Below are 21,521 nucleotides of genomic sequence, written 5' to 3' on the forward strand. Positions count from 1 at the left end.
CAAATGGCGTCGTACGAGCTTCCGCATTTCCGATTTGAAAAATTCCAAAGTGGTCGTCCTTATCAACGCCCACAGAAGGACATGAGTGGCCTATCTTCAGAGCGCGGAGAGGGTCATGGGAGCCGTCTCAGGGAAAAATTCGAATTAGCAATAACTGCGTTTTCTGGGCAGAACGGGTATTTCAGTTCCGATATTTGTGAGGGCTCGCCTGGGTTGTACCTTGAAGTTATCTTTGAGTCGGGTAGCGTACCTTCAGACCTTAACTGGAAAACTCAAAACATTAGACTTTCCGCGCTAAGAGTTTCCGAGGATGGCGGCGCCATAGGTGCCTTATACGTCCCAATAGATGCAGTTGATTTCCTAGGTGAAAAACTAAGAGAATATGCGGAGGAAAAGACACCTAAAGGAAACGCAAAAAACGATAGCAAATTCTCATCAGTAAACGAATTTACCCTTGGAAATCTTGAAACTTTATGGACAGACTCGCGCCCCTTTCCAGCCGGGCTTTCTAAACAATTGTGGTGGGAGTGCTGGTGCATTCCTACAAGAGTCGACCAGCTACGTCGCATCTGTCAAACTCTCAAATTACGAGTAAGTGAAAACCATCTCAGCTTTCCAGACACAGAAGTACTACTTATTTACGCAAATACATTGGAAATATCACTTCTTACAAATAACTCTGATGGAGTTGAGGAGCTTAGAGGAGCTACTGACAACCCATATTTTTTTACTCGGTTACCTCCCAAAGATAAATTTCATTGGACCTCCGATCTCTCAGGACGCATTAAACCTCCAGCAGCTGACAGCCCTTCGGTCTGCATTCTCGATAACGGAGTAAATCACGCACATCCTCTTTTACAACCAGCGATCTCACTTGAGGATTGTCAGTCTGTTAATCTTGACTGGGGCAGCGATGATCACCATGGTCATGGGACCAACATGGCAGGAGCGGTGCTATTTGGGGATCTGACTTACTCGCTTGCGGACCAGAGAAGCGTTAACCTAAACGCAAAGATCGAGTCTGTTAAGTTTCTACCTCCACGAGGATGGGAGCGAAACAGTCCCTCAAGCTACGGAGTGATTACCCAGTCCGCAGTAAGCCTTGCTGAAACAAGAGCACCGACACGAAATCGCGTTTACTGTATGGCAGTATCCAACGAGCATGTTTCAGGTATAAGACCTACGACGTGGAGCTCTTCAATCGACCAAATTTGCTCCGGTTCTATGGTTGGCGATTTTGATGATGATGGAGAATTGGGACCTAGGCGCCTGTTCATTCTCTCGGCAGGAAACATTCCTGACTCTTCAAATCCTGAGGATGTATCAGATCTATACGAATTTCCAATTGAAGATCCCGCGCAAGCCTGGAATGCTTTAGCTGTAGGCGGATTCACAGACAAAGTAGATTTGCAAAGCCAACCCGGATATGAAGATTGGCACCCAGTAGCTAACGTTGGCGATCACAGCCCATATAGCCGTGCCTCAATTGACTGGGAGCACTCCAAAACGCCAATCAAACCGGAAGTAGTTTTTGAAGCGGGGAACAAAGCTATAAGTCCTGATGGACGACAAATAATTTCAGGCATACCTTCCCTATCTATCCTTACTACAGGAAAGGATTTTACTAATAATCCTGTGGAAGAGTTTTGGGCGACTAGCTCAGCTACTGCCCAAGCAGCGGGTCTGGCTGCTGCTATAATGGCCCATCATCCAAAACTCTGGCCGGAGACTATACGAGCGCTAATTATTCATAGTGCTCAATGGACTCCTGTAATGCTTAGCCGACTGAAGGGAAAGAGCAAAAAGGATCGTGTGTTACTCGCCAGGCACTTTGGATACGGCGTTCCACAATTGCAACGCGCCCTTGCCTCTGCGCAAAATGATCTAGCACTAATTTCCGAAACATATATACAACCTTTTATCAGGGATTGTGATGATAACGGTCGAGAAAAGGGTGAGCCACATTTCAACGAAGTCCATTATTACGATCTTCCCTGGCCAAAGGCTGAACTGGAGCGTTTAGAGAATAGTGAAGTTCAGCTTAAAATCACGTTATCTTACTTTGTAGAGCCGAGCCCAGGAGAGATGGCGCAAGTTGTTCCCGCCAGATATCAATCATTCGGTCTACGATTCGACCTAAAAAGAAAATCTGAGACTGAGGCAGCCTTCAGGCACCGTATAAATAAGCTGGAGCGCCTAGAGAAAAATCCTCCGCCTGCCGAATCAGACAATAATTGGACCTTTGGTTCAAAACATGTCGCTGCTGGATCGATACATAGCGACGTTTGGACTGGCCCAGCTATTGATTTAGCCGCACGAGACAAAATTGCTATATATCCCGTAGCTGGCTGGTGGCGTTATAGACCTCATTTAGGGAGGTGTAACAGTCGTAGTCGCTATAGCCTTGTAGTTTCGATTTCATCAACTGAAGAAGACGTACAACTATATACAGAGATTGCCAATCTAATATCCCTCTCCGTCGAACCAGAAGTATCTATTAGTACGGACCATTAAAAATCCTTCCAAAATGAGGCATTTAGAAGCAAAAAAAAACCCGCTGACCAAACTGGCTCAGCGGGTTTCTTGTTTTTGCAGCGTGCGAGTTAAAAATCCGCCAACTGCCACACCTCATACGCCGGTGTCTCATACGGATGGCTAAGCTTGAGTGCAGCCACAACAGCCACAATCAACTCATCCGCCACCACCAACTCAACCTTCCATTCCTCAACCACTTCAACCTGGCCCACCTGCCCAATAAACGGCTGGCTGCCGTCCATCGCGCGGAATTGGCCCTGGCCCAGCACTTGCCAGGCGCAGCTGTCGTAGCTGCCGATGCGTCCGCCGCCGGCGGCGAAGACGGCGGTTTTCACCGTCTCCACATGGCTGTCGGGCACGAAGAAGGCGAGCTTGTACACCGTCTTAGTTCACCCACACGCGCGCGTTGCGGAACATGCGCATCCAGGCGCCGTCTTCGTTCCACTCTTCCGGGCGCCACGAGTTCTGCACGGCGCGGAATACACGCTCCGGGTGCGGCATCATGATGGTGACGCGACCGTCGCGGCTGGTGAGACCGGTGATCCCGCGCGGCGAGCCGTTCGGGTTGGCCGGGTAGGTCTCGGTGACCTTGCCGTGGTTGTCGACGAAGCGCAGCGCCACCGTGCCGGACAGGTCGGCTTCGAGCAGGGCTTCTTCGCTGGCGAACTCGGCATGGCCTTCACCGTGTGCGATGGCGATTGGCATGCGCGAACCGGCCATGCCTTGCAGGAAGATCGAGTTGGACTCCTGCACCTGCACCATGGCAACACGGGCTTCGAACTGCTCGGAACGGTTGCGCACAAAGTGCGGCCAGAACTCGCTGCCCGGGATCAGTTCGCTGAGGTTGGACATCATCTGGCAACCGTTGCACACACCCAGGGTGAAGCTGTCGGTGCGTTCGAAGAAGCCCTGGAACGCGTCGCGGGCACGGCTGTTGAACAGGGCCGATTTGGCCCAGCCTTCACCGGCACCCAGCACGTCGCCGTAGGAGAAACCGCCGCAGGCGACGAGGCCTTTGAACTCATTGAGGTCAACGCGACCGGCGAGGATGTCGCTCATGTGCACGTCGATCGCATTGAAGCCGGCGCGGTCGAACGCGGCCGCCATTTCCACCTGGCCGTTGACGCCCTGCTCACGCAGTACCGCAACTTGTGGGCGGATGCCTTTCTTGATGTAAGGCGCGGCGATGTCCTGGTTGACGTCGAAGCTGAGCTTGGTGCTCAGGCCAGGGTTGTCTTCTTCCAGGATCACGTCGAATTCCTGCTCGGCGCATTCAACGTTGTCGCGCAGACGCTGGATCTGGAAGCTGGTCTCGGCCCACTGGCGTTGCAGCAAGCGGCGCTGGCCGGCAAACACGGTGTCGCCATTGAAAGAGATGTTGATCTCGCCGTTGTTGATCGGCTGGCCGATCACCGCCACGCAGTCGTCCAGGCCGGCGGCGCTGAATTGGGCGAGTACGTCCGGGGTCGCGTCCTGGCGCACCTGGATCACGGCGCCCAGCTCTTCGTTGAACAGGATGCCGTTGATTTCAGACGCATCCTCGGCAACGCTGTCGAGCACGATGTTCAGGCCGCAGTGACCGGCGAAAGCCATTTCCACGACGCTGGTCAGCAAGCCGCCATCGGAACGGTCGTGGTAAGCCAGCAGGTGGCCGTCGGCATTCAGGCCCTGGATCACGGCGAAGAAGGCTTTGAGGTCTTCGGCGTCGTCGACGTCCGGCGCGTGCTTGCCGAGCTTGCCATGGGTCTGTGCCAGGATCGACGCGCCCATGCGGTTCTGGCCACGGCCCAGGTCGATCAGGATCAGGTCGGTGGTGCCCTTGTCCATGCGCAGTTGCGGGGTCAGGGTCTGGCGGATGTCGGTGACCGGTGCAAAACCGGTAACGATCAGCGACAGCGGCGAGGTGACGCTCTTGTCGGTGCCGTCTTCGTTCCAGCGGGTGGCCATGGACATGGAGTCCTTGCCTACCGGAATGGTAATGCCCAGCTCCGGGCACAGTTCCATGCCGACTGCTTTAACCGTGTCGTACAGGCGTGCATCTTCACCTGGGTGACCGGCAGCGGACATCCAGTTGGCCGACAATTTGATGTCGGACAATTTACCGATGCGCGAAGCAGCGATGTTGGTGAGGGTTTCACCAATCGCCATGCGGCCCGACGCCGGAGCGTCCAGCAGGGCCAGCGGCGTGCGCTCGCCCATGGCCATGGCTTCACCGGTGTAGACGTCGAAGCTGGTGGCGGTGACGGCAACGTCAGCCACTGGAACCTGCCACGGGCCGACCATTTGGTCACGAGCAACCAGGCCGGTGATGGTGCGGTCGCCGATGGTGATCAGGAAGCTTTTGCTCGCCACGGCCGGGTGGTGTAGCACGCGTTCGATGCTATCGGCCAGTTCCAGCGCGCTTGGGTCGAAATCATCGCCCAGCTCGGCTTCACGCACGGCCGAACGGTGCATGCGCGGGGCTTTGCCCAGCAGCACTTCGAGTGGCATGTCCACCGGGCTGTTGCCGAAGTGGCTGTCTGTAACAGTCAGTTGCGGCTCGGCCGTGGCTTCGCCGACCACGGCAAACGGGCAACGCTCACGTTCGCAGATGGCCTGGAAGCGCGCGAAGTCTTCAGGGCCAACGGCCAGAACGTAGCGTTCCTGGGATTCGTTGCTCCAGATTTCGTGCGGGGCCATGCCCGGCTCGTCGTTTGGAATGTTGCGCAGTTCGAAACGGCCACCGCGGTCGCCATCGTTGACCAGTTCCGGGAAGGCGTTGGACAAACCGCCGGCGCCGACGTCGTGGATGAAGCTGATCGGGTTCTTGTCACCCAACTGCCAGCAACGGTCGATGACTTCCTGGCAGCGGCGCTCCATCTCTGGGTTTTCGCGCTGTACCGAAGCGAAGTCGAGGTCCGCCGAGCTGGTGCCGGTGGCCATGGAGGAAGCGGCGCCGCCGCCCAGGCCGATCAACATCGCCGGGCCGCCGAGTACGATCAGCTTGGAGCCGACCAGGATCTCGCCTTTCTTGACGTGTTCTTCACGGATGTTGCCCATGCCGCCGGCCAACATGATTGGCTTGTGGTAGCCGCGCACTTCATCGCCACGCGGGGTGGTGATGGACTGTTCGAAGGTACGGAAATAACCGGTCAACGCCGGACGCCCGAATTCGTTGTTGAACGCGGCGCCGCCCAGCGGGCCTTCGATCATGATGTCCAGCGCGGTGACGATACGCTCAGGCTTGCCGTACGGCACTTCCCACGGCTGTTCGAAGCCGGGGATCTGCAGGTTGGACACGGTGAAACCGGTGAGGCCAGCCTTTGGCTTGGCGCCACGGCCGGTAGCACCTTCGTCGCGGATTTCGCCGCCGGAACCGGTGGCTGCGCCTGGGAACGGGGCAATCGCGGTCGGGTGGTTGTGGGTTTCAACCTTCATCAGGATGTGCACCGGCTCCTGCACCGCGCCGTACTGGCGGGTCTCAGGGTCCGGGAAGAAACGGCCGGCAACAGAGCCGACGATGACCGAGGCGTTGTCCTTATAAGCCGACAGAACGCCTTCGCTGTGCATCACGTAGGTGTTCTTGATCATGCCGAACAGGCTTTTTTCCTGGCTCTCGCCGTCGATGTCCCAACTGGCGTTGAAGATCTTGTGACGGCAGTGCTCGGAGTTGGCCTGGGCAAACATCATCAGTTCGATGTCGTGCGGGTTGCGCTTCAAGCCGTTGAAGGCGTTGATCAGGTAGTCGATCTCGTCTTCGGCCAGGGCCAGGCCCAACTCGGTGTTGGCCTTCTCGAGGGCGGCGCGGCCGCCGCCCAGCACGTCAATCGCGTTCAGCGGCTTGGGCTCGGCGTGGCTGAACAGGCCGGCAGCCTGTTCCAGCTGGCTGACGATGATCTGGGTCATGCGGTCGTGCAGGCTGCTGGCGATCAACTCGGCGTCGGCATCGCTGAACTGGCCCGCGACGTAGAAGGCGATACCGCGCTCCAGACGCTGGATTTTTTCAAGGCCACAGTTGCGGGCGATATCGCTGGCCTTGCTCGACCAGGGCGAAATGGTGCCAAACCGTGGCAGTACCAGGAACAAGCGGCCATTAGGCTCTTGAACGGGGACGCTTGGGCCGTACTTCAGAAGGCGTGCGAGCACTTGCTGTTCGTCGGCGGCCAACACGCCGGTAACGTCGGCGAAGTGAGCAAATTCAGCATACAGGCCTGTAACCGCTGGAACCTTCTGGCTCAGTTGCTCAAGGAGTTTGCTGTGGCGAAAGGCAGAAAGGGCAGGAGCGCCGCGCAGGATCAACATCTTCGGGACAGCCTCGGGAAGGGGTGTGCTTTGAGGCCGTGCATTCTAGCGTAAACCGCCGCCAACGGCACCCGAAACGCTACCGGTGGCTGCTGCCAGACGTCAGTTGGCCGGATTGCACCGCTTTTGAGGGGCCATCCGGGGTATTCCGCGCAGTTATTTTAACCGTCACAATCCCTCGCCAAGCCGCATTTCTGCGGGCTGCAGCACAGTTTTGCAAGCGCTAGCAGACAAGTCCCGCGCTGTCGAGATATGGCGCCGTGGGCCGTTTGCGTATACTGCGCAGATGTTCTCCCCAACTGCTTTGCGCCCGCGATGCGCCAAATGGCTCATCGCAACCGGACTCTTCCTGATGCTCAGCGCCTGTGTTGATAAACCCAGCACGCTCGAGCGAATCAAGGAGGATGGCGTATTGCGGGTGATCACCCGAAACAGTCCGGCCACGTATTTCCAGGACCGCAACGGTGAAACCGGTTTCGAGTACGAACTGGTCAAGCGCTTTGCCGACGACCTGGGCGTGAAGCTGGAGATCGAGACCGCTGACAACCTCGATGACCTGTTCGGCCAACTGGGCAAGCCCAACGGCCCGGTCCTCGCGGCGGCCGGCCTGGTCAGCAGCGAACAGCGCCAGACGCAGGTGCGTTTCTCCCACCCTTATTTAGAAGTCACCCCGCAGATCATCTACCGCAATGGCCAGTCCCGCCCGACGAACGCGGCAGACCTGGTGGGCAAGAAGATCATGGTGCTCAAGGGCAGCACCCACGCCGAACAACTGGCGGCGCTCAAGAAACAGAACCCTGCGATTGAATACGAAGAGTCCGACGCCGTTGAAGTCGTCGACCTGCTGCGCATGGTGGACGAGGGGCAGATCGACCTGACCCTGGTGGACTCCAACGAAGTCGCCATGAACCAGGTGTACTTCCCCAACGTGCGCGTGGCCTTCGACCTGGGCAATGCCAGCAATCAGAGCTGGGCCGTGGCGGCGGGTGAAGACAACAGCTTGCTCAACGAGATCAACAGTTACCTGGACAAGGTCGAGAAGAACGGCACCCTGCAGCGTCTCAAAGACCGCTATTACGGGCATGTCGATGTACTCGGCTATGTGGGCGCCTACACCTTTGCCCAGCATCTGCAGCAGCGTTTACCCAAGTATGAGAAACACTTCCGGGCCTATGCCAAGGAAGAAAAGGTCGATTGGCGCCTGTTGGCAGCCATTGGCTATCAGGAATCGCTGTGGCAACCGGCCGTCACCTCCAAGACTGGCGTGCGCGGCCTGATGATGCTGACCCAGAACACCGCCCAGGCGATGGGCGTGTCCAACCGCCTGGACCCCAAGCAAAGCATCATGGGTGGCGCCAAGTACCTGGCCAAGATCAAGGATGAACTGGACGACAGCATCGCCGAGCCGGATCGCACCTGGTTCGCCCTCGCCGCCTACAACGTCGGCACCGGCCATCTGGAAGACGCACGCACGCTGGCCAAGCGCGAAGGTTTGAACCCGAACAAGTGGCTGGATGTGAAGAAGATGCTGCCGCGCCTGTCGCAGAAGCAGTGGTACAGCAAGACGCGCTATGGTTATGCGCGCGGCGGTGAGCCGGTGCATTTCGTGGCGAACATCCGGCGGTATTACGACATTCTTACCTGGGTGACCCAGCCGCAGCTGGAAGGCAACCAGGTGGTCGAAGGCAATTTGCATGTGCCGGGTGTGGACAAGACCAAGCCGCCGGAAGATAACCAGCCGTTGTAAATACACTCTCCCAAACGCCACAAAATCCTGTGGGAGCCGGGCTTGCCCGCGATGGCGGCCCGTCAGTCGAAATATCCGCCGCCTGACACACCGCTATCGCGGGCAAGCCCGGCTCCCACATTGATCTCCTTTGATCTCTAGGCCGAGTTCAGGCCAGTGAGCAGGTGCACAACCCCACCGGCCAACACCATCACGCCCGGCACACCCGCCACCTTCAGCGCCTGCGCATCAAGCTTCGCCGCATCCTGCAACTGCACCCGCACCCGCGTCAGTGCCATCCGCTGCTGCGACTTGAGATTATCCGCGCCACCCAATGCCCTCAGCACATCAGCCGACAACAAACCCGGCGGCGCTACCGTCTCGGCAATCAAATCCGGCGTCAGGGCCTTCCAGAACGCCTGCTGCAATTTCTCGAACATGCTCAAAGCTCCACGACAGGTGAGGTTTCAACGGTAGCCGCGTGATACTGGCGCAGGGCCTCACGCACTTGGACGGCGTCCTCCAGCCCCAACACCTGGCGGGCGATGGCCTGACAGTCAGCCAGGTCCAGCTCACGCACGGTGGCCTTGATGGTGGGGATCAACGGCACGCTGACCGACAACTCATCCACACCCAGCCCGATCAGCACCGGCACCGCCAGCGCTTCGGACGCCAACGCACCGCACACGCCGACCCACTTGCCATGGGCATGCGCGGCCTTGACCGTGGTGACGATCAAGCGCAATACCGCCGGGTGGAGACTGTCGGCCTGACTGGCCAGGCGCGGGTGGTCGCGGTCCATGGCGAGGGTGTATTGAGTCAGGTCGTTGGTGCCAATGGAGAAAAAATCCACATGGGGCGCGAAGACATCCGCCATCAGCGCGGCGGACGGTACTTCAATCATGATCCCCAGCTTCGGCAGTTCAGTGAGCCCGAGCGCCAGCGCTTCCTCTTTAAGGATTGCGCGCGCCAGGTGCAGTTCCGACAGCAGGCTGACCATCGGCAACATGATATGCAGCCGCGCAAAACCGGCACTGGCGAGGATCGCGCGGAACTGTTCGCGCAGCAGCTCCGGGCGCTCCAGGCACAGGCGGATGCCGCGCAAACCAAGGAAAGGGTTGGTCTCGGCATCCATGGGCACATAGGCCAACGGTTTGTCGCCACCAACGTCGAGGGTGCGCACCACCAGGTTGCGCTCGGGGCCCAGGGCACGGGCGATCGCGGTGTAGGTCGCCGCTTGTTCGTCGGGGCTCGGTGCGCGGTTGCGGCCCAGGTAGAGAAATTCCGAGCGCAACAGGCCGACGCCTTCCCCGCCGAGGCTCAAGGACTGTTCCACCTCCGTCAACGAAGCCACGTTAGCGGTGACTTCGACGTGATGGCCATCGCGAGTGGTTGCCGGTAGAGACGCGTGCGCCACGTCGCGCTGATGGCGCAGAGCCTGTTGTTTGCGCGTTACTTCCAGGTGTTCGATCTCGGCCGGGTTGGGGTTCAGGTGCAGCTCGCCTTTGTCGGCGTCGAGCAGGACCTGTTTGCCATTGGCCAACGCCAGCACTTGGGCCGACACGCCGCAAATCGCCGGTATACCCAGGGCGCGGGCGAGGATGGCGACGTGGCTGGTCGCGCCGCCGCCGACCGTGACAAAACCCAACACCTTGCGTGTATCCAGGCTGGCGGTCTGCGACGGCGTCAGTTGTTCAGCGATCAGGATCGCGCGTTCCGGCAAGTCCCACGCGCTGTCTTGAATGCCGAGGATCAGTTTCAGCACGCGCTGGCCGACGTCGGCCAGGTCTGCCGCACGTTCGGCAAGCAGGGCATTGCCTGAGCCCTGGAACAGTTGGGCCGTCGCGACGGTGGCACTGTTCCAGGCAAATGCGGCGCTCTTGCCGTCAGCCAACAGGCTGTGGGCTTGTTCCAGCAAGGTCGGGTCTTCGAGCAGTTCCTGATGAGCGCGGAAGATCTCTGCCTGGGCACTGCCGGCGGCCTTGTCTTGCAGAGCTTGCAGCGCTTCGTTTGCAGCCTGGAGGCCGCGCGCCAAAGCGGCATGCTCAGCCGTTTCACCCGTGCCTTGTTCAATGATAGCCAGCTCAGGCTCGGTCACTTGAACGACCTGGCCAAACGCCGAACCCGGTGATGCACACACGCCCAGCAACAACGTTGCCGACAATTCCGCCGTAACCGGCTCAGCAACGGTCGCAACCGCCTCGCCACAGCCTTCAGCCAACAAGGCCACCAGCGCGTTGATCGCCGCCTCGGCCTCCTCCCCTGCCGCGCTCACTTGCAAGGTGTCGCCCTGCACGGTTTGCAACGCCATGATCGCCACCAGCGACTTCGCATTGGCGCTCTGGGTTTGCTTGTGCAGGTAGATGCTCGCATTGAAACCCTTCGCCGCCTGGGCGAACACCGCCGCAGGGCGGGCGTGCAAACCGTTGGCGTTGGGCAAGGTCAGCGGTTTGGAGAACAGCGCATCGCCCGCCTCCTCGTCCAGCGCTTCAACCGTTTCACTTGGGGATAACTGCAACAACGGCTGGCCGACCTCCACAAGACCGTTCGCCAACAGGGTAAACGGCTCGCCGCTGACCACCAGCATCAAGGTCAGCAAACTGCGCGCATTGAGCGCCACATAATCGGCATCGAATTCGATCAGCGCTTGCCCGGCCTCCACCCGCTGGCCTTCCTGCACCCGCCGGGTGAAGCCCTGGCCCGCCAGGTTCACGGTGTCCAGGCCGATATGCATCAGCACCTGGACGCCGTTGTCGTCGGTGACGCTGATGGCATGCCCACTGTCTTGGATATTGCTGATCACCCCGGCTAGTGGCGCGCAGAGGGTCTGCGACGTGGGGTCGATGCATAGGCCGTCGCCGATCAGGCGACTGGAGAATACCGGGTCGGGCACCTTGTCCAACGCCAGCAGCACACCCGACAAGGGCGCCAGCAGTTCCAGGGGTTGAGTTGTGGTCATGGCTTCACCTGCTGTTTTGTTCTGTAAAAATCATTGGATTAATGCAAACCCCAGGACGACGACGTTCCAATGTGGGAGCTGGCTTGCCTGCGCTAGCATCGCCTCAGTTTTCCTGAAAGACCGAGTCGCCTGCATCGCAGGCAAGCCAGCTCCCACACAAAGCGCATTCACATGAGTTCGCGCTATTTCCACCAGTATTCAACTTGCACACCAACGTTCGACCCATGCCGTGCCGTGCCGTAGGAGCCGGTATCGGACAACGCCGACCCCGCCGCCCATTCATTCGCCGCGCGCTTGGCCGCTTCGTTCCACGTTGCATAGGTGTAGTACAAGCGCACTTCCGGCCGCGCCCAGAAATCCGGGCCTTTGGGCGACCAGGTTGGGGCGAAGGTAAATTTGCTCAGCTTGCGCGTGCCGCCGCTGGCGTCGACCTGATCATGCCCAAGCTCGGTGACCAGCTTGAACTGCTCGCTGATGGCGTACGCCGGGCGCACACCGAGGGACATCCAAGTCTGATCCTGGCTGCCGGGACGAATGTCCTTCTGGTACACCGCCTCGATCTGCCCACCGAAACGCGGAGTCATCTGCCAGTCGAAAAACTCGACGGCGCGGTAACTTTTGCTGCTCTTATCCAGGAAGGTATTGCCGGTGTAACCCAAGCCAGTACCGGGGCCTTCGCCGTACTGCAAGGCAAACTTGTTCTTGCCGCCCAGGAAAGGCTTTTGCACGTGCTGCGCGGTGATCGCCCAGCCGCTGTTGGTGTCACGCCCGCCCGCTTTTTCGATGTAGCTCAAGCCCAGTTCCAGCTCGCCGCCGGGGTTGGTCTTGAAGCCCGCGACGTTGAAGTCGTGACGGGTGGCGTATTCCTTCTGGTACAGGTTGTCCTTGCGGGAAATCGCGTAGCTGTACTTGAGGTCGCCGATCAGCACGTCCTCGATGCCCCCGCCCGTGGCGCTCTGGTTCCAGTAGTAGAAGTCGGAGATATGGATGTCGTTACGCTTGTAGTAACGCCGACCGGCCCACAGCGAGCCGCCATTGAGGCTGGGCAGGTTGGACCATTGCGCATACATCTGCGGCATGCGCGCGGTGCCGTTGTTCTCGCCCTGGAACTTCAGTTCACGGTCGTACTTGTTGTAGAGCGACGCCATGGCATCGACGCTGAGCACCGAGCCGTCGTCGAGGGTGACCAGATCCTGGCGCAACTCCAGTTCGCCATACTGCTCGCATTCGTTACCCAGGCGGTATTTGGTTTGCGCCCCCGGCAGTTGGAAACACTGCTGTGGGCCGCTGCCCGTTGAAGTCCCCGCGCCACTGCGCACGTAACCGGCAAATTCCAAAGCTTGAGCGCCAATAGGCAGGCTTAAACAGGACGCAACGAGGCCCAGCTTTATTGTTGTTTTCATAAAGCACTCCGATATTTTTATTATGTTTTTTCAAAGCGCCCCGTGCTCCCACACGGGGTTACAACGGGTCTCAGTCCTTGAGGTGCAGCACAAACGATTCGTAAGGGCGCAGCGTCACCGTGGCGGTACGTTGCGGGCAGTCGGGGTAGTTGCTGATCAGCAGGCGTTGCTCACTTGCCGGATTGATCACGGTGTCCGGCAGTTGGATTTCGCAGGGCGTGCCGTAGAAGTTATTCAGCACCAGCAGGCGCTCGCCATGGCCTTCGCGCAGGTACGCCCAGACGTGCAAGTGGTCTTGCAGCAGTTGACGGTAAACACCTTCCTGGATCAGAGGCTCATGCCGCCGCAAGGCAATCAGCGCACGGTAGTGATGCAGCACTGAATCCGGGTCATCCTGCTGGCTTTCGACATTGATCGTTGAAGCATTTGCCGGAATACCGATCCAGGGCTCGCCGGCGCTGAAACCCGCATTTTCCTCGGCATTCCATTGCATCGGCGTGCGACCGTTGTCCCGCGACTTCTGCATAATCGCCGCCATGCTCGACGCCTCGGACTCGCCGGCATCGCGCTTGAGGCGGAAGATATTCAGCGTCTCCACATCGCGGTACTGCTCGATCCTGTCGAAGCCCGGATTGGTCATGCCCAGCTCTTCGCCCTGGTACACGAACGGCGTGCCCTGGAGGAAGTGCAGCGCGGTGGCGAGCATCTTGGCAGAGACCACGCGATGCTCGCCGTCATCGCCAAAACGCGAAACCACCCGTGGCTGGTCGTGGTTACACCAGAACAGCGCGTTCCAGCCGCCACCGGCTTGCATGCCCATTTGCCAGTCGGAGAGGATCTGCTTGAGTTGCAGGAAATCGAAGTCAGCTTTCACCCACTTCTGCAGGTTCGGGTAATCCACTTTCAGGTGATGAAAGTTGAAGGTCATCGACAGTTCTTTCGACTCCGGCCGCGAGTAGCGAATGCAGTGTTCGAGGCTGGTGGATGACATCTCGCCGACATTGATCAGGTCATGCCCTTCGAAGACTTCGCGGTGCATTTCCTGCAGGTATTCGTGCACATTCGGGCCGTCGGTGTAGAAACGGCGGCCGTCGCTGTTGTCTTCGGGAAAGTCGACGGGCTTTGAGATCAGGTTGATCACGTCCAGGCGGAAACCGCCCACGCCCTTGTCACGCCAGAAGCGCATCAGCTTGAACACCTCGGCGCGCACCTGCGGGTTGTCCCAATTGAGGTCGGCCTGGGTGTGGTCGAACAGGTGCAGGAAGTACTGGCCGGTTTGCGCCTCGTATTCCCAGGCCGAGCCGCCGAACTTGGATTCCCAGTTGTTCGGCTGGTCGCGCCAGATGTAGAAGTCCCGGTACGGGTTGTCGAGGCTGCTGCGCGCTTGCTGGAACCACTCGTGCTCGATGGAGGTGTGGTTGACCACGATATCCAGCATCAGCTTGATGCCACGTTTGGCCGCTTCGCTGATCAGCAGGTCGCAGTCGGCCATGGTCCCGTAGCTCGGGTCGATGGCGTAGTAGTCGCTGATGTCATAGCCGTTGTCGCGTTGCGGCGAGCGCAGGAACGGGGTGATCCACAGGCAGTCCACGCCCAGCCATTTCAGGTAATCGAGTTTGTCCACGATGCCCAGCAGGTCACCGGTGGCGTTACCCGCGTGGCTGTGGAAGCTTTTGGGGTAGATCTGGTAGATCACCGAGTGTTGCCAGTTTTGCATGGTGGGTTCCTTCAGTTGATTTTTGTGCTGGCCTTGAGGGCCTCTTCGCGAGCAAGCCCGCTCCCACAAGGGGGAACGCATTTCAAATGTGGGAGCGGGCTTGCTCGCGAAGGCGGTAGTTCAGGCGACCCTGTATCCGGGCCGAACAATCTTCATGCTCAACGCACAGGTCAAAACAAACGGCACCACCATCGCGATGACCATGCCGATCACAAACACCGCGATGGATTGCGGCACGATCGAGATAAATCCAGGCAAGCCCCCCACCCCAATGGCCGAGGCCTGCACCTTGTTCAGCGCGAGGAAAATGCTGCCCAGCGCCGAGCCAACAAGGGCCGCATAAAACGGAAACTTGAAGCGCAAATTCACCCCGAACATCGCCGGTTCAGTGATGCCGAAATACGCCGAAATTGCCGAAGTCGAAGCCATGCTTTTGTCCCGCGCATTGCGGCTCATGTAGAACACCGCGAGCGCGGCGCTGCCCTGGGCCAGGTTGGACATGACGATCATCGGCCAGATAAAGGTGCCGCCCTGGGTGGAGATCAGTTGCAGGTCCACGGCAAGGAACATGTGGTGCATGCCGGTGATCACCAGCGGCGCATACAGCAGGCCGAAAATCGCCCCGCCGACCATCGGCGCCAGGTCAAACAGGGTGACCACGCCTTCGGTGATCAGGATGCCGAGGTGACGGGTCACCGGGCCGATAATCGCCAGGGCCAGCACACCGGTAACGACGATGGTGGTGATCGGCACGACGAGCAGTTGAATCGCATTGGGCACCCGCGCCCGCAACCATTTCTCGATCACGCTCATCACATACGCCGCCATCAGGATCGGCAGGATTTGCCCTTGGTAGCCGACTTTTTCGATCTGGAACCAGCCGAAAATATCGAAGTACGGCAGGCTCTGGCCGTCGAGCCCGGCCACGGCTTTGCCGTAGTTCCAAGCGTTGAGCAGGTCCGGGTGCACCAGCATCAGGCCAAGCACAATGCCAAGGATTTCACTGCCGCCGAAGCGCTTGGCCGCCGACCAGCCGACCAGCGCCGGCAGGAACACGAACGAGGTGTTGGCCATCAGGTTGATCAAGCTCCACAGCCCATCCAGGTTCGGATAGGCCTCCAGCAGCGTCTTGCCCTCGATGAACATGCCCTTGGCGCCCATCAGGTTGTTCACGCCCATCAACAGGCCGGCGATGATCAGCGCGGGCAGGATCGGCATGAACACATCGGAAAACACCCGCACCAGGCGCTGCATAGCGTTGGTCTTGTCGGCGCCCTTCTTCTTCACATCGGCGATGGTGGCGGCGGCGAGACCGGTCTGTTCGCGCAGGGCGGCGTAGACCTTTTCCACTTCGCCGGGACCGATCACCACCTGGAACAGGCCGCCGGTGAAGAACGAACCCTTGACCAGATCGACCTGGTTCAGCGCGCCGCTATTGACCAGGCTCGGGTCCTTGAGCGCCAGGCGCAGGCGGGTCACGCAGTGGGCAGCTTGCTCAAGGTTGTCACGGCCCCCGAGGTTTTCGAGGATCTCGCGGGCAATGTTCGAATAGTCGTGGCTCATGCTTGTTTTCCACTTTGATTTTTTTATTTGAGGGGCAGTCATTGGCAGCACGCCGAGGGCAAAAGTACTCGTCTGTACGAGTTAAAGCAACAACTCGTCTGTACGAGTTTGATTTTGTTTATTTCCTGTAGGCCACCGCATCGCTGCAAGCCGCATAAATCCAAGGGTCTAATGGACAAACCCCCTCTCTGCCACTAAGGTTCCTGCCTTGACCGCAACCCCGGCAAAGAGCCATCCCCATGAGCAAATACAACCAGATCTACACGGATCTGCTTGCCAGCATCACCACCGAACGCCTGCAGCGCGGCACGCGCCTTCCCTCCGAAACCGAACTGATGGACAGCTACCAAGCCAGCCGAGGCACCGTGCGCCGCGCCATCGAGCAGTTGCAGGAGCGTGGGTTCGCGCAAAAAATCCATGGCAAGGGCACATTCGTGTTGTCGCCTAACCCGATTGAGTTCCAACTCGGCGGCATCGTCAGCTTCCACGAAACCCACGCCGACTTGGGCGACGACGTACGCACTGAAGTGGTCGAGTTCACCCAATTCCCACTGGAGGGTTCACTGCTGCAGCACATCGAAGCAGAGCCCGGTACGCTGATCACCCGCATCAAACGGGTACGGCGCATCGACGGTAAACGCGTGATCCTCGACATCAACCACTTCGTCGCTGATGTGATCCCCGGCCTGGACCGCTCGATTGCCGAACAGTCGATCTACGCGTTTATCGAACAGACTTTGCAGCTGCAAATTGCCTACGCCCAACGCACCATCGAAGCCCTGCCACGCGGCAAGGACGACCAGGCACACCTCGACCTCGAAGGGCAGAGCCATGTGATCGTGGTGAGCAACCAGACGTTTTTGCAGGATGGTCGGCAGTTCGAGTACACCGAGTCGCGGCATACGTTGGATAAGTTTTACTTTTCGGATATTGCGCGGCGGTAAGCATCAACCGGGAAGATCATTGCACTGCGATACTTTTTGCCAGCCCTGCCGTCCATGCAGCAGTCATCTTCTCTCCTACCGCCGCGAACTCTGGGTGAGTGCTTCGCCGATATACAACCGATCCCTTTGACTCATCATGGAAGCTTACTGATTTCAATTCATCGAGGGTTTTGCGCCGACGTTTTGGTATGGCGGTCAATTCGTACCCCAAGCCCTCGAGGATCGCTTCGACTTTGCGAATTCCCACTTCGGAGATCGTGTTGTTCTCGACCCCCGAAATAGTGGAGCGGCTCATGCCATGACGGTGCGCAAGCTGGCTTTGTGAAAGGCCCGCTGTTTTACGGAGGCTGCGGATCAATTTGCCTAACTCTTCCATATCAAAATGCCCCCCATATACTGCATGAATAGATAAATCTGAATTTATGCACCCTATATGATGCATTTCATTCTGAGTATTGTTTATCTGATACGGTTTTTGACCAAAGACTTACATGCCATAAACACAAAACCCCGGCACATGGCCGGGGTTTTGTTGTTCAGCATTTACCTGCTAACGCAGGATCACTCCCACTCAATCGTCGCCGGCGGCTTGCTCGACACGTCATACGTCACGCGCGAAATACCTTCGATCTCATTGATGATACGACCGCTGACGGTTTCCAGCAGTTCGTACGGCAGGTGTGCCCAACGGGCGGTCATGAAGTCGATGGTTTCTACGGCGCGCAGTGCAACTACCCACGCGTAACGACGACCATCGCCTACAACACCAACGGATTTCACCGGCTGGAACACCACGAACGCCTGGCTGACTTTGTGGTACCAGTCGGCCTTGCGCAGTTCTTCGATGAAGATGTGGTCGGCGCGACGCAGCAGGTCGGCGTATTCCTTTTTCACTTCACCCAGGATACGCACACCCAGGCCCGGGCCTGGGAATGGGTGGCGGTAGACCATGTCGTACGGCAGGCCGAGTTCCAGGCCCAGACGGCGGACTTCGTCCTTGAACAGTTCGCGCAGCGGTTCTACCAGCTTGAGGTTCATTTCCTCAGGCAGGCCACCCACGTTGTGGTGGGACTTGATAACGTGGGCCTTGCCGCTCTTGGCGCCGGCCGACTCGATCACGTCGGGGTAGATGGTGCCCTGGGCGAGGTACTTGATGTTGTCCAGGTGTTTGGCCTGGGCATCGAAGACGTCGATGAAGGTGCGACCGATGATCTTGCGCTTCTTCTCTGGGTCGGACTCGCCGGCCAGGTTGTTGAGGAACTGGTCCTCGGCGTTGGCGCGGATCACCTTGACGCCCATGTTCTCGGCGAACATGGCCATCACTTGCTCGCCTTCGTGCAGGCGCAGCAGGCCGTTGTCGACGAAGACGCAGGTCAGCTGGTCGCCGATGGCTTTGTGCAGCAGCGCAGCAACCACGGAGGAGTCAACACCGCCGGACAGGCCGAGCAGTACGTTGTCGGTACCGACTTGGGCGCGCACGTTGGCGATGGCGTCTTCAGCGATCTTCGACGGCGTCCACAGGGCTTCACACTCGCAGATGTCGAGGATGAAGCGCGACAGGATGCGGCCGCCTTGTTTGGTGTGGGTCACTTCCGGGTGGAACTGCACGCCGTAGTAACGGCGCTCGTCGCTGAACATGCCGGCGATCGGGCAGCTCGGCGTGCTGGCCAGGATATGGAAGTCTTCCGGCATCTTGGTGACTTTGTCACCGTGGCTCATCCACACGTCGAGGCCGAACAGGCCGTCGGCGTCGATGTGGTCTTCAATGCCGTCCAGCAGGCGGCTCTTGCCGACCACGTCGACACGGGCATAACCGAATTCACGCAGCTCGGACCCTTCGACCTTGCCGCCCAGTTGCTCGGCCATGGTCTGCATGCCGTAGCAAATACCGAAGACCGGCACGCCCAGATCGAATACAGCCTGCGGGCAACGCGGGCTGTTGGCTTCGTGCACGGACTCGGGGCCACCGGCGAGGATGACGCCTTTAGGTGCGAATTCGCGGATCGCTTCGTCGTCCATGTCGAACGGATGCAGTTCGCAGTACACGCCGATTTCACGCACGCGGCGGGCAATCAGCTGGGTGTACTGGGAACCGAAGTCGAGGATCAGGATGCGGTGGGCGTGAATGTCGAGGGCCATGAAGTCAGTCTCGTCTAATGAATCAGAAACAACTCGGGGCTGAAAGAACAGCCCCGGTTACTTAACGTTTTGCTGGAAGCCTCAACCTACTCGGTAGTTTGGCGCTTCCTTGGTGATCTGCACGTCGTGGACATGGGATTCAGCCATGCCGGCGCCGGTGATCCGCACGAACTCTGGCTTGGTGCGCATTTCTTCGATGTCGGCGCTGCCGGTGTAGCCCATCGAGGAACGCAGGCCGCCCATCAGTTGATGGATGATCGCGCTCAGTGTGCCTTTGTACGGCACACGGCCTTCGATGCCTTCCGGGACGAGTTTCTCGGCGCCTGCCGAGGAGTCCTGGAAGTAACGGTCGGAAGAACCTTGCGCCTGGGACATGGCGCCCAGCGAACCCATGCCGCGGTAAGCCTTGTAGGAACGGCCCTGGAACAGTTCGATCTCGCCTGGCGCTTCTTCAGTACCGGCGAACATCGAGCCCATCATCACGCAGGAAGCACCGGCAACGATGGCCTTGGACAGGTCACCGGAGAAACGGATGCCGCCGTCGGCGATCAACGGAACGCCGGTGCCTTCAAGGGCAGCGGCGACGTTGGCGATGGCGCTGATTTGCGGCACGCCCACACCGGCAACGATACGGGTGGTGCAGATCGAGCCAGGGCCGATACCGACCTTGACTGCATCGGCGCCCGCTTCAGCCAGGGCCTTGGCCGCTGCGCCGGTGGCGATGTTGCCGCCGATCACTTGTACATCAGGGAAGTTCTGTTTGACCCAACGCACGCGGTCGATCACGCCTTTGGAGTGACCGTGGGCGGTGTCGACCACCACCACGTCAACGCCGGCAGCGACCAGGGCCGAAACGCGGTCACCGGTGTCTTTACCGGTACCGACGGCGGCGCCAACGCGCAGACGACCTTGGTCATCCTTGCTGGCCAGCGGGTAAGCCTTGGCTTTTTCGATGTCGTTGACGGTCATCATGCCCTTGAGGGCGAATTTGTCGTCGACGATCAGCACGCGCTCGATGCGGTTTTTATGCAGCAATTCGCGCACATCATTCTTGTCGGCACCTTCGCGGACAGTGACCAGGCGCTCTTTAGGCGTCATCACATCGCGTACAGTGACTTCCATGCGGTTCTCGAAACGCACGTCACGGGAAGTGACGATGCCGACCAGGTCGCCATCGTGCAACACCGGAACGCCGGAGATGTTGTGCATGCGGGTCAGTTCGAACAGGTCACGCACGGTAGCGTCGGCTTCGATGGTGATGGGATCTTTCACCACACCAGCTTCGTAACGCTTGACCTTGCGCACTTCGGCAGCTTGCTGCTCGATGGTCATGTTCTTGTGGATGATGCCGATGCCGCCTTCCTGAGCCATGGCGATTGCCAAACGGGCTTCAGTGACGGTGTCCATGGCAGCGGAAACCAGGGGAATATTCAGCTCGATGCCACGGGTTAGGCGGGTCTTGAGACTGACTTCGTTAGGAAGCACCTCGGAATAACCGGGCACTAGGAGAATGTCGTCGAATGTCAGAGCTTCTTGGCTGATACGCAGCATCGCGGGGGCTCCCGAGCGGGAAAATGGAAGCGCGCCATTATATACATGCACCCTGTCGGGCTCAATGTAAAACTCTGACAAACTTGGTAATACTGATAGAAGGGTTAAAGCTCGACTTTGACCCAACTCATCTTCTGGTCCAGCCAATCGGCAAATTCGTCGATAAAGCTCTGCTTGAACCCTGCCTCCGCCCAGTTGTTGAAAATGAATCCCAGGTTGGAAAACCCGCATTCCTGTAGGAACAGGAACCCATTGATGTCGTCTTCATGCCCACACAGCGGGCAGGTGAAGTTATCGGTGTGGCCGGGCATCCAATCTTCCAGGCTGTCGAACAAGGCTTCGCCGACTTCCTTGCGGCATTCCGGGCAGCCGGCTTCTTCGAGAAAGCCCTTGGCCGGCGTGTAGATGCAGCGCTTGTAGATGATTTCCAGGCCGTTGATCGGCTCGTTGAACGGCAGCGCCTCGGGGTGCAGCACCACGGCGCGGGCACCACCGGCCAGGGCGTAGGCCATGCGGTTGCCGGTGCGGCCACAGGTGGTCAGCTCTTCCTTGATGATGTTCTTGCGCACCAGCCAGCGCACGATCGCCCGGGCGCGGGGTTCGTGGACGGGCAAGGTGGAGATTTTGGGGACAAGGATGCTTTGGGAATTCATGAGAGTCCTGCGGTGTGGCTACTGGCGCCATCGCGGGCAAGCCCGGCTCC

At 58.9% G+C, this 21,521-nt stretch carries 13 protein-coding genes and 1 pseudogene; 3 read left to right on the forward strand and 11 right to left on the reverse strand.

The window, feature by feature from the left end:
- The first annotated feature begins 3 nt into the window (after positions 1 to 3).
- On the forward strand, positions 4 to 2,514 hold the full coding sequence (locus tag HU722_RS24020) for a S8 family peptidase (protein WP_083207109.1): 2,511 nt from the start codon (positions 4 to 6) through the stop codon (positions 2,512 to 2,514).
- An 89-nt stretch (positions 2,515 to 2,603) separates the two neighbouring features.
- On the opposite strand, the gene HU722_RS24025 is transcribed toward HU722_RS24020, so the two are convergent.
- On the reverse strand, positions 2,604 to 2,915 hold the full coding sequence (locus tag HU722_RS24025; RefSeq protein WP_065874547.1) for a YqfO family protein: 312 nt from the start codon (positions 2,913 to 2,915) through the stop codon (positions 2,604 to 2,606).
- Between the two features lie 4 nt (positions 2,916 to 2,919).
- Positions 2,920 to 6,816 (reverse strand): phosphoribosylformylglycinamidine synthase, encoded by a 3,897-nt coding sequence (gene purL, locus HU722_RS24030; protein WP_186754661.1) that lies wholly within the window; start codon positions 6,814 to 6,816, stop codon positions 2,920 to 2,922.
- Positions 6,817 to 7,102: 286 nt separating this feature from the next.
- Between purL and mltF the strand changes: the two genes are divergently transcribed.
- The gene (gene mltF / locus HU722_RS24035; protein WP_065874545.1) at positions 7,103 to 8,563 is read left to right on the forward strand and encodes a membrane-bound lytic murein transglycosylase MltF; all 1,461 of its coding nucleotides are present in this window, start codon (positions 7,103 to 7,105) and stop codon (positions 8,561 to 8,563) included.
- Positions 8,564 to 8,700: 137 nt separating this feature from the next.
- On the opposite strand, the gene HU722_RS24040 is transcribed toward mltF, so the two are convergent.
- The 5 genes from HU722_RS24040 to treP all read right to left on the reverse strand — a co-directional run bounded on the left by HU722_RS24040 (position 8,701) and on the right by treP (position 16,184).
- Entirely contained in the window at positions 8,701 to 8,982 is a 282-nt protein-coding gene (locus HU722_RS24040; RefSeq protein ID WP_065889975.1) for a PTS sugar transporter subunit IIB, read from the reverse strand.
- A 2-nt stretch (positions 8,983 to 8,984) separates the two neighbouring features.
- Positions 8,985 to 11,501 (reverse strand): phosphoenolpyruvate--protein phosphotransferase, encoded by a 2,517-nt coding sequence (ptsP, locus tag HU722_RS24045; protein WP_065874543.1) that lies wholly within the window; start codon positions 11,499 to 11,501, stop codon positions 8,985 to 8,987.
- A 182-nt stretch (positions 11,502 to 11,683) separates the two neighbouring features.
- On the reverse strand, positions 11,684 to 12,904 hold the full coding sequence (locus HU722_RS24050; RefSeq protein WP_186754663.1) for a maltoporin: 1,221 nt from the start codon (positions 12,902 to 12,904) through the stop codon (positions 11,684 to 11,686).
- 70 nt (positions 12,905 to 12,974) lie between these two features.
- Complete coding sequence (gene treC, locus HU722_RS24055) at positions 12,975 to 14,621, reverse strand: alpha,alpha-phosphotrehalase (RefSeq protein WP_065889979.1); 1,647 nt, start codon at positions 14,619 to 14,621, stop codon at positions 12,975 to 12,977.
- 120 nt (positions 14,622 to 14,741) lie between these two features.
- Positions 14,742 to 16,184, reverse strand: coding sequence for a PTS system trehalose-specific EIIBC component (treP, locus tag HU722_RS24060; RefSeq protein ID WP_065874540.1), 1,443 nt, complete (start codon positions 16,182 to 16,184; stop codon positions 14,742 to 14,744).
- A 239-nt stretch (positions 16,185 to 16,423) separates the two neighbouring features.
- Here treP and treR point away from each other — a divergent pair, with 239 nt between their 5' ends.
- Positions 16,424 to 17,128, forward strand: a complete 705-nt coding sequence (gene treR, locus HU722_RS24065; RefSeq protein ID WP_065874539.1) for a trehalose operon repressor — start codon at positions 16,424 to 16,426, stop codon at positions 17,126 to 17,128.
- A gap of 133 nt (positions 17,129 to 17,261) precedes the next feature.
- Here treR and HU722_RS24070 read toward each other — a convergent pair.
- From HU722_RS24070 to HU722_RS24085, 4 genes and pseudogenes are all read right to left on the reverse strand, one after another.
- Positions 17,262 to 17,504 (reverse strand): annotated as a pseudogene (locus tag HU722_RS24070) (helix-turn-helix domain-containing protein); the annotation flags it as partial.
- 185 nt (positions 17,505 to 17,689) lie between these two features.
- Positions 17,690 to 19,267 (reverse strand): glutamine-hydrolyzing GMP synthase, encoded by a 1,578-nt coding sequence (gene guaA, locus HU722_RS24075; RefSeq protein WP_064053754.1) that lies wholly within the window; start codon positions 19,265 to 19,267, stop codon positions 17,690 to 17,692.
- Positions 19,268 to 19,348: 81 nt separating this feature from the next.
- On the reverse strand, positions 19,349 to 20,818 hold the full coding sequence (gene guaB / locus HU722_RS24080; protein WP_065874538.1) for an IMP dehydrogenase: 1,470 nt from the start codon (positions 20,816 to 20,818) through the stop codon (positions 19,349 to 19,351).
- A gap of 104 nt (positions 20,819 to 20,922) precedes the next feature.
- On the reverse strand, positions 20,923 to 21,471 hold the full coding sequence (locus HU722_RS24085; protein ID WP_065889981.1) for a sugar ABC transporter ATPase: 549 nt from the start codon (positions 21,469 to 21,471) through the stop codon (positions 20,923 to 20,925).
- Positions 21,472 to 21,521 lie beyond the last annotated feature (50 nt).

Source organism: Pseudomonas tritici (assembly GCF_014268275.3).
Taxonomy (GTDB): domain Bacteria; phylum Pseudomonadota; class Gammaproteobacteria; order Pseudomonadales; family Pseudomonadaceae; genus Aquipseudomonas; species Aquipseudomonas tritici.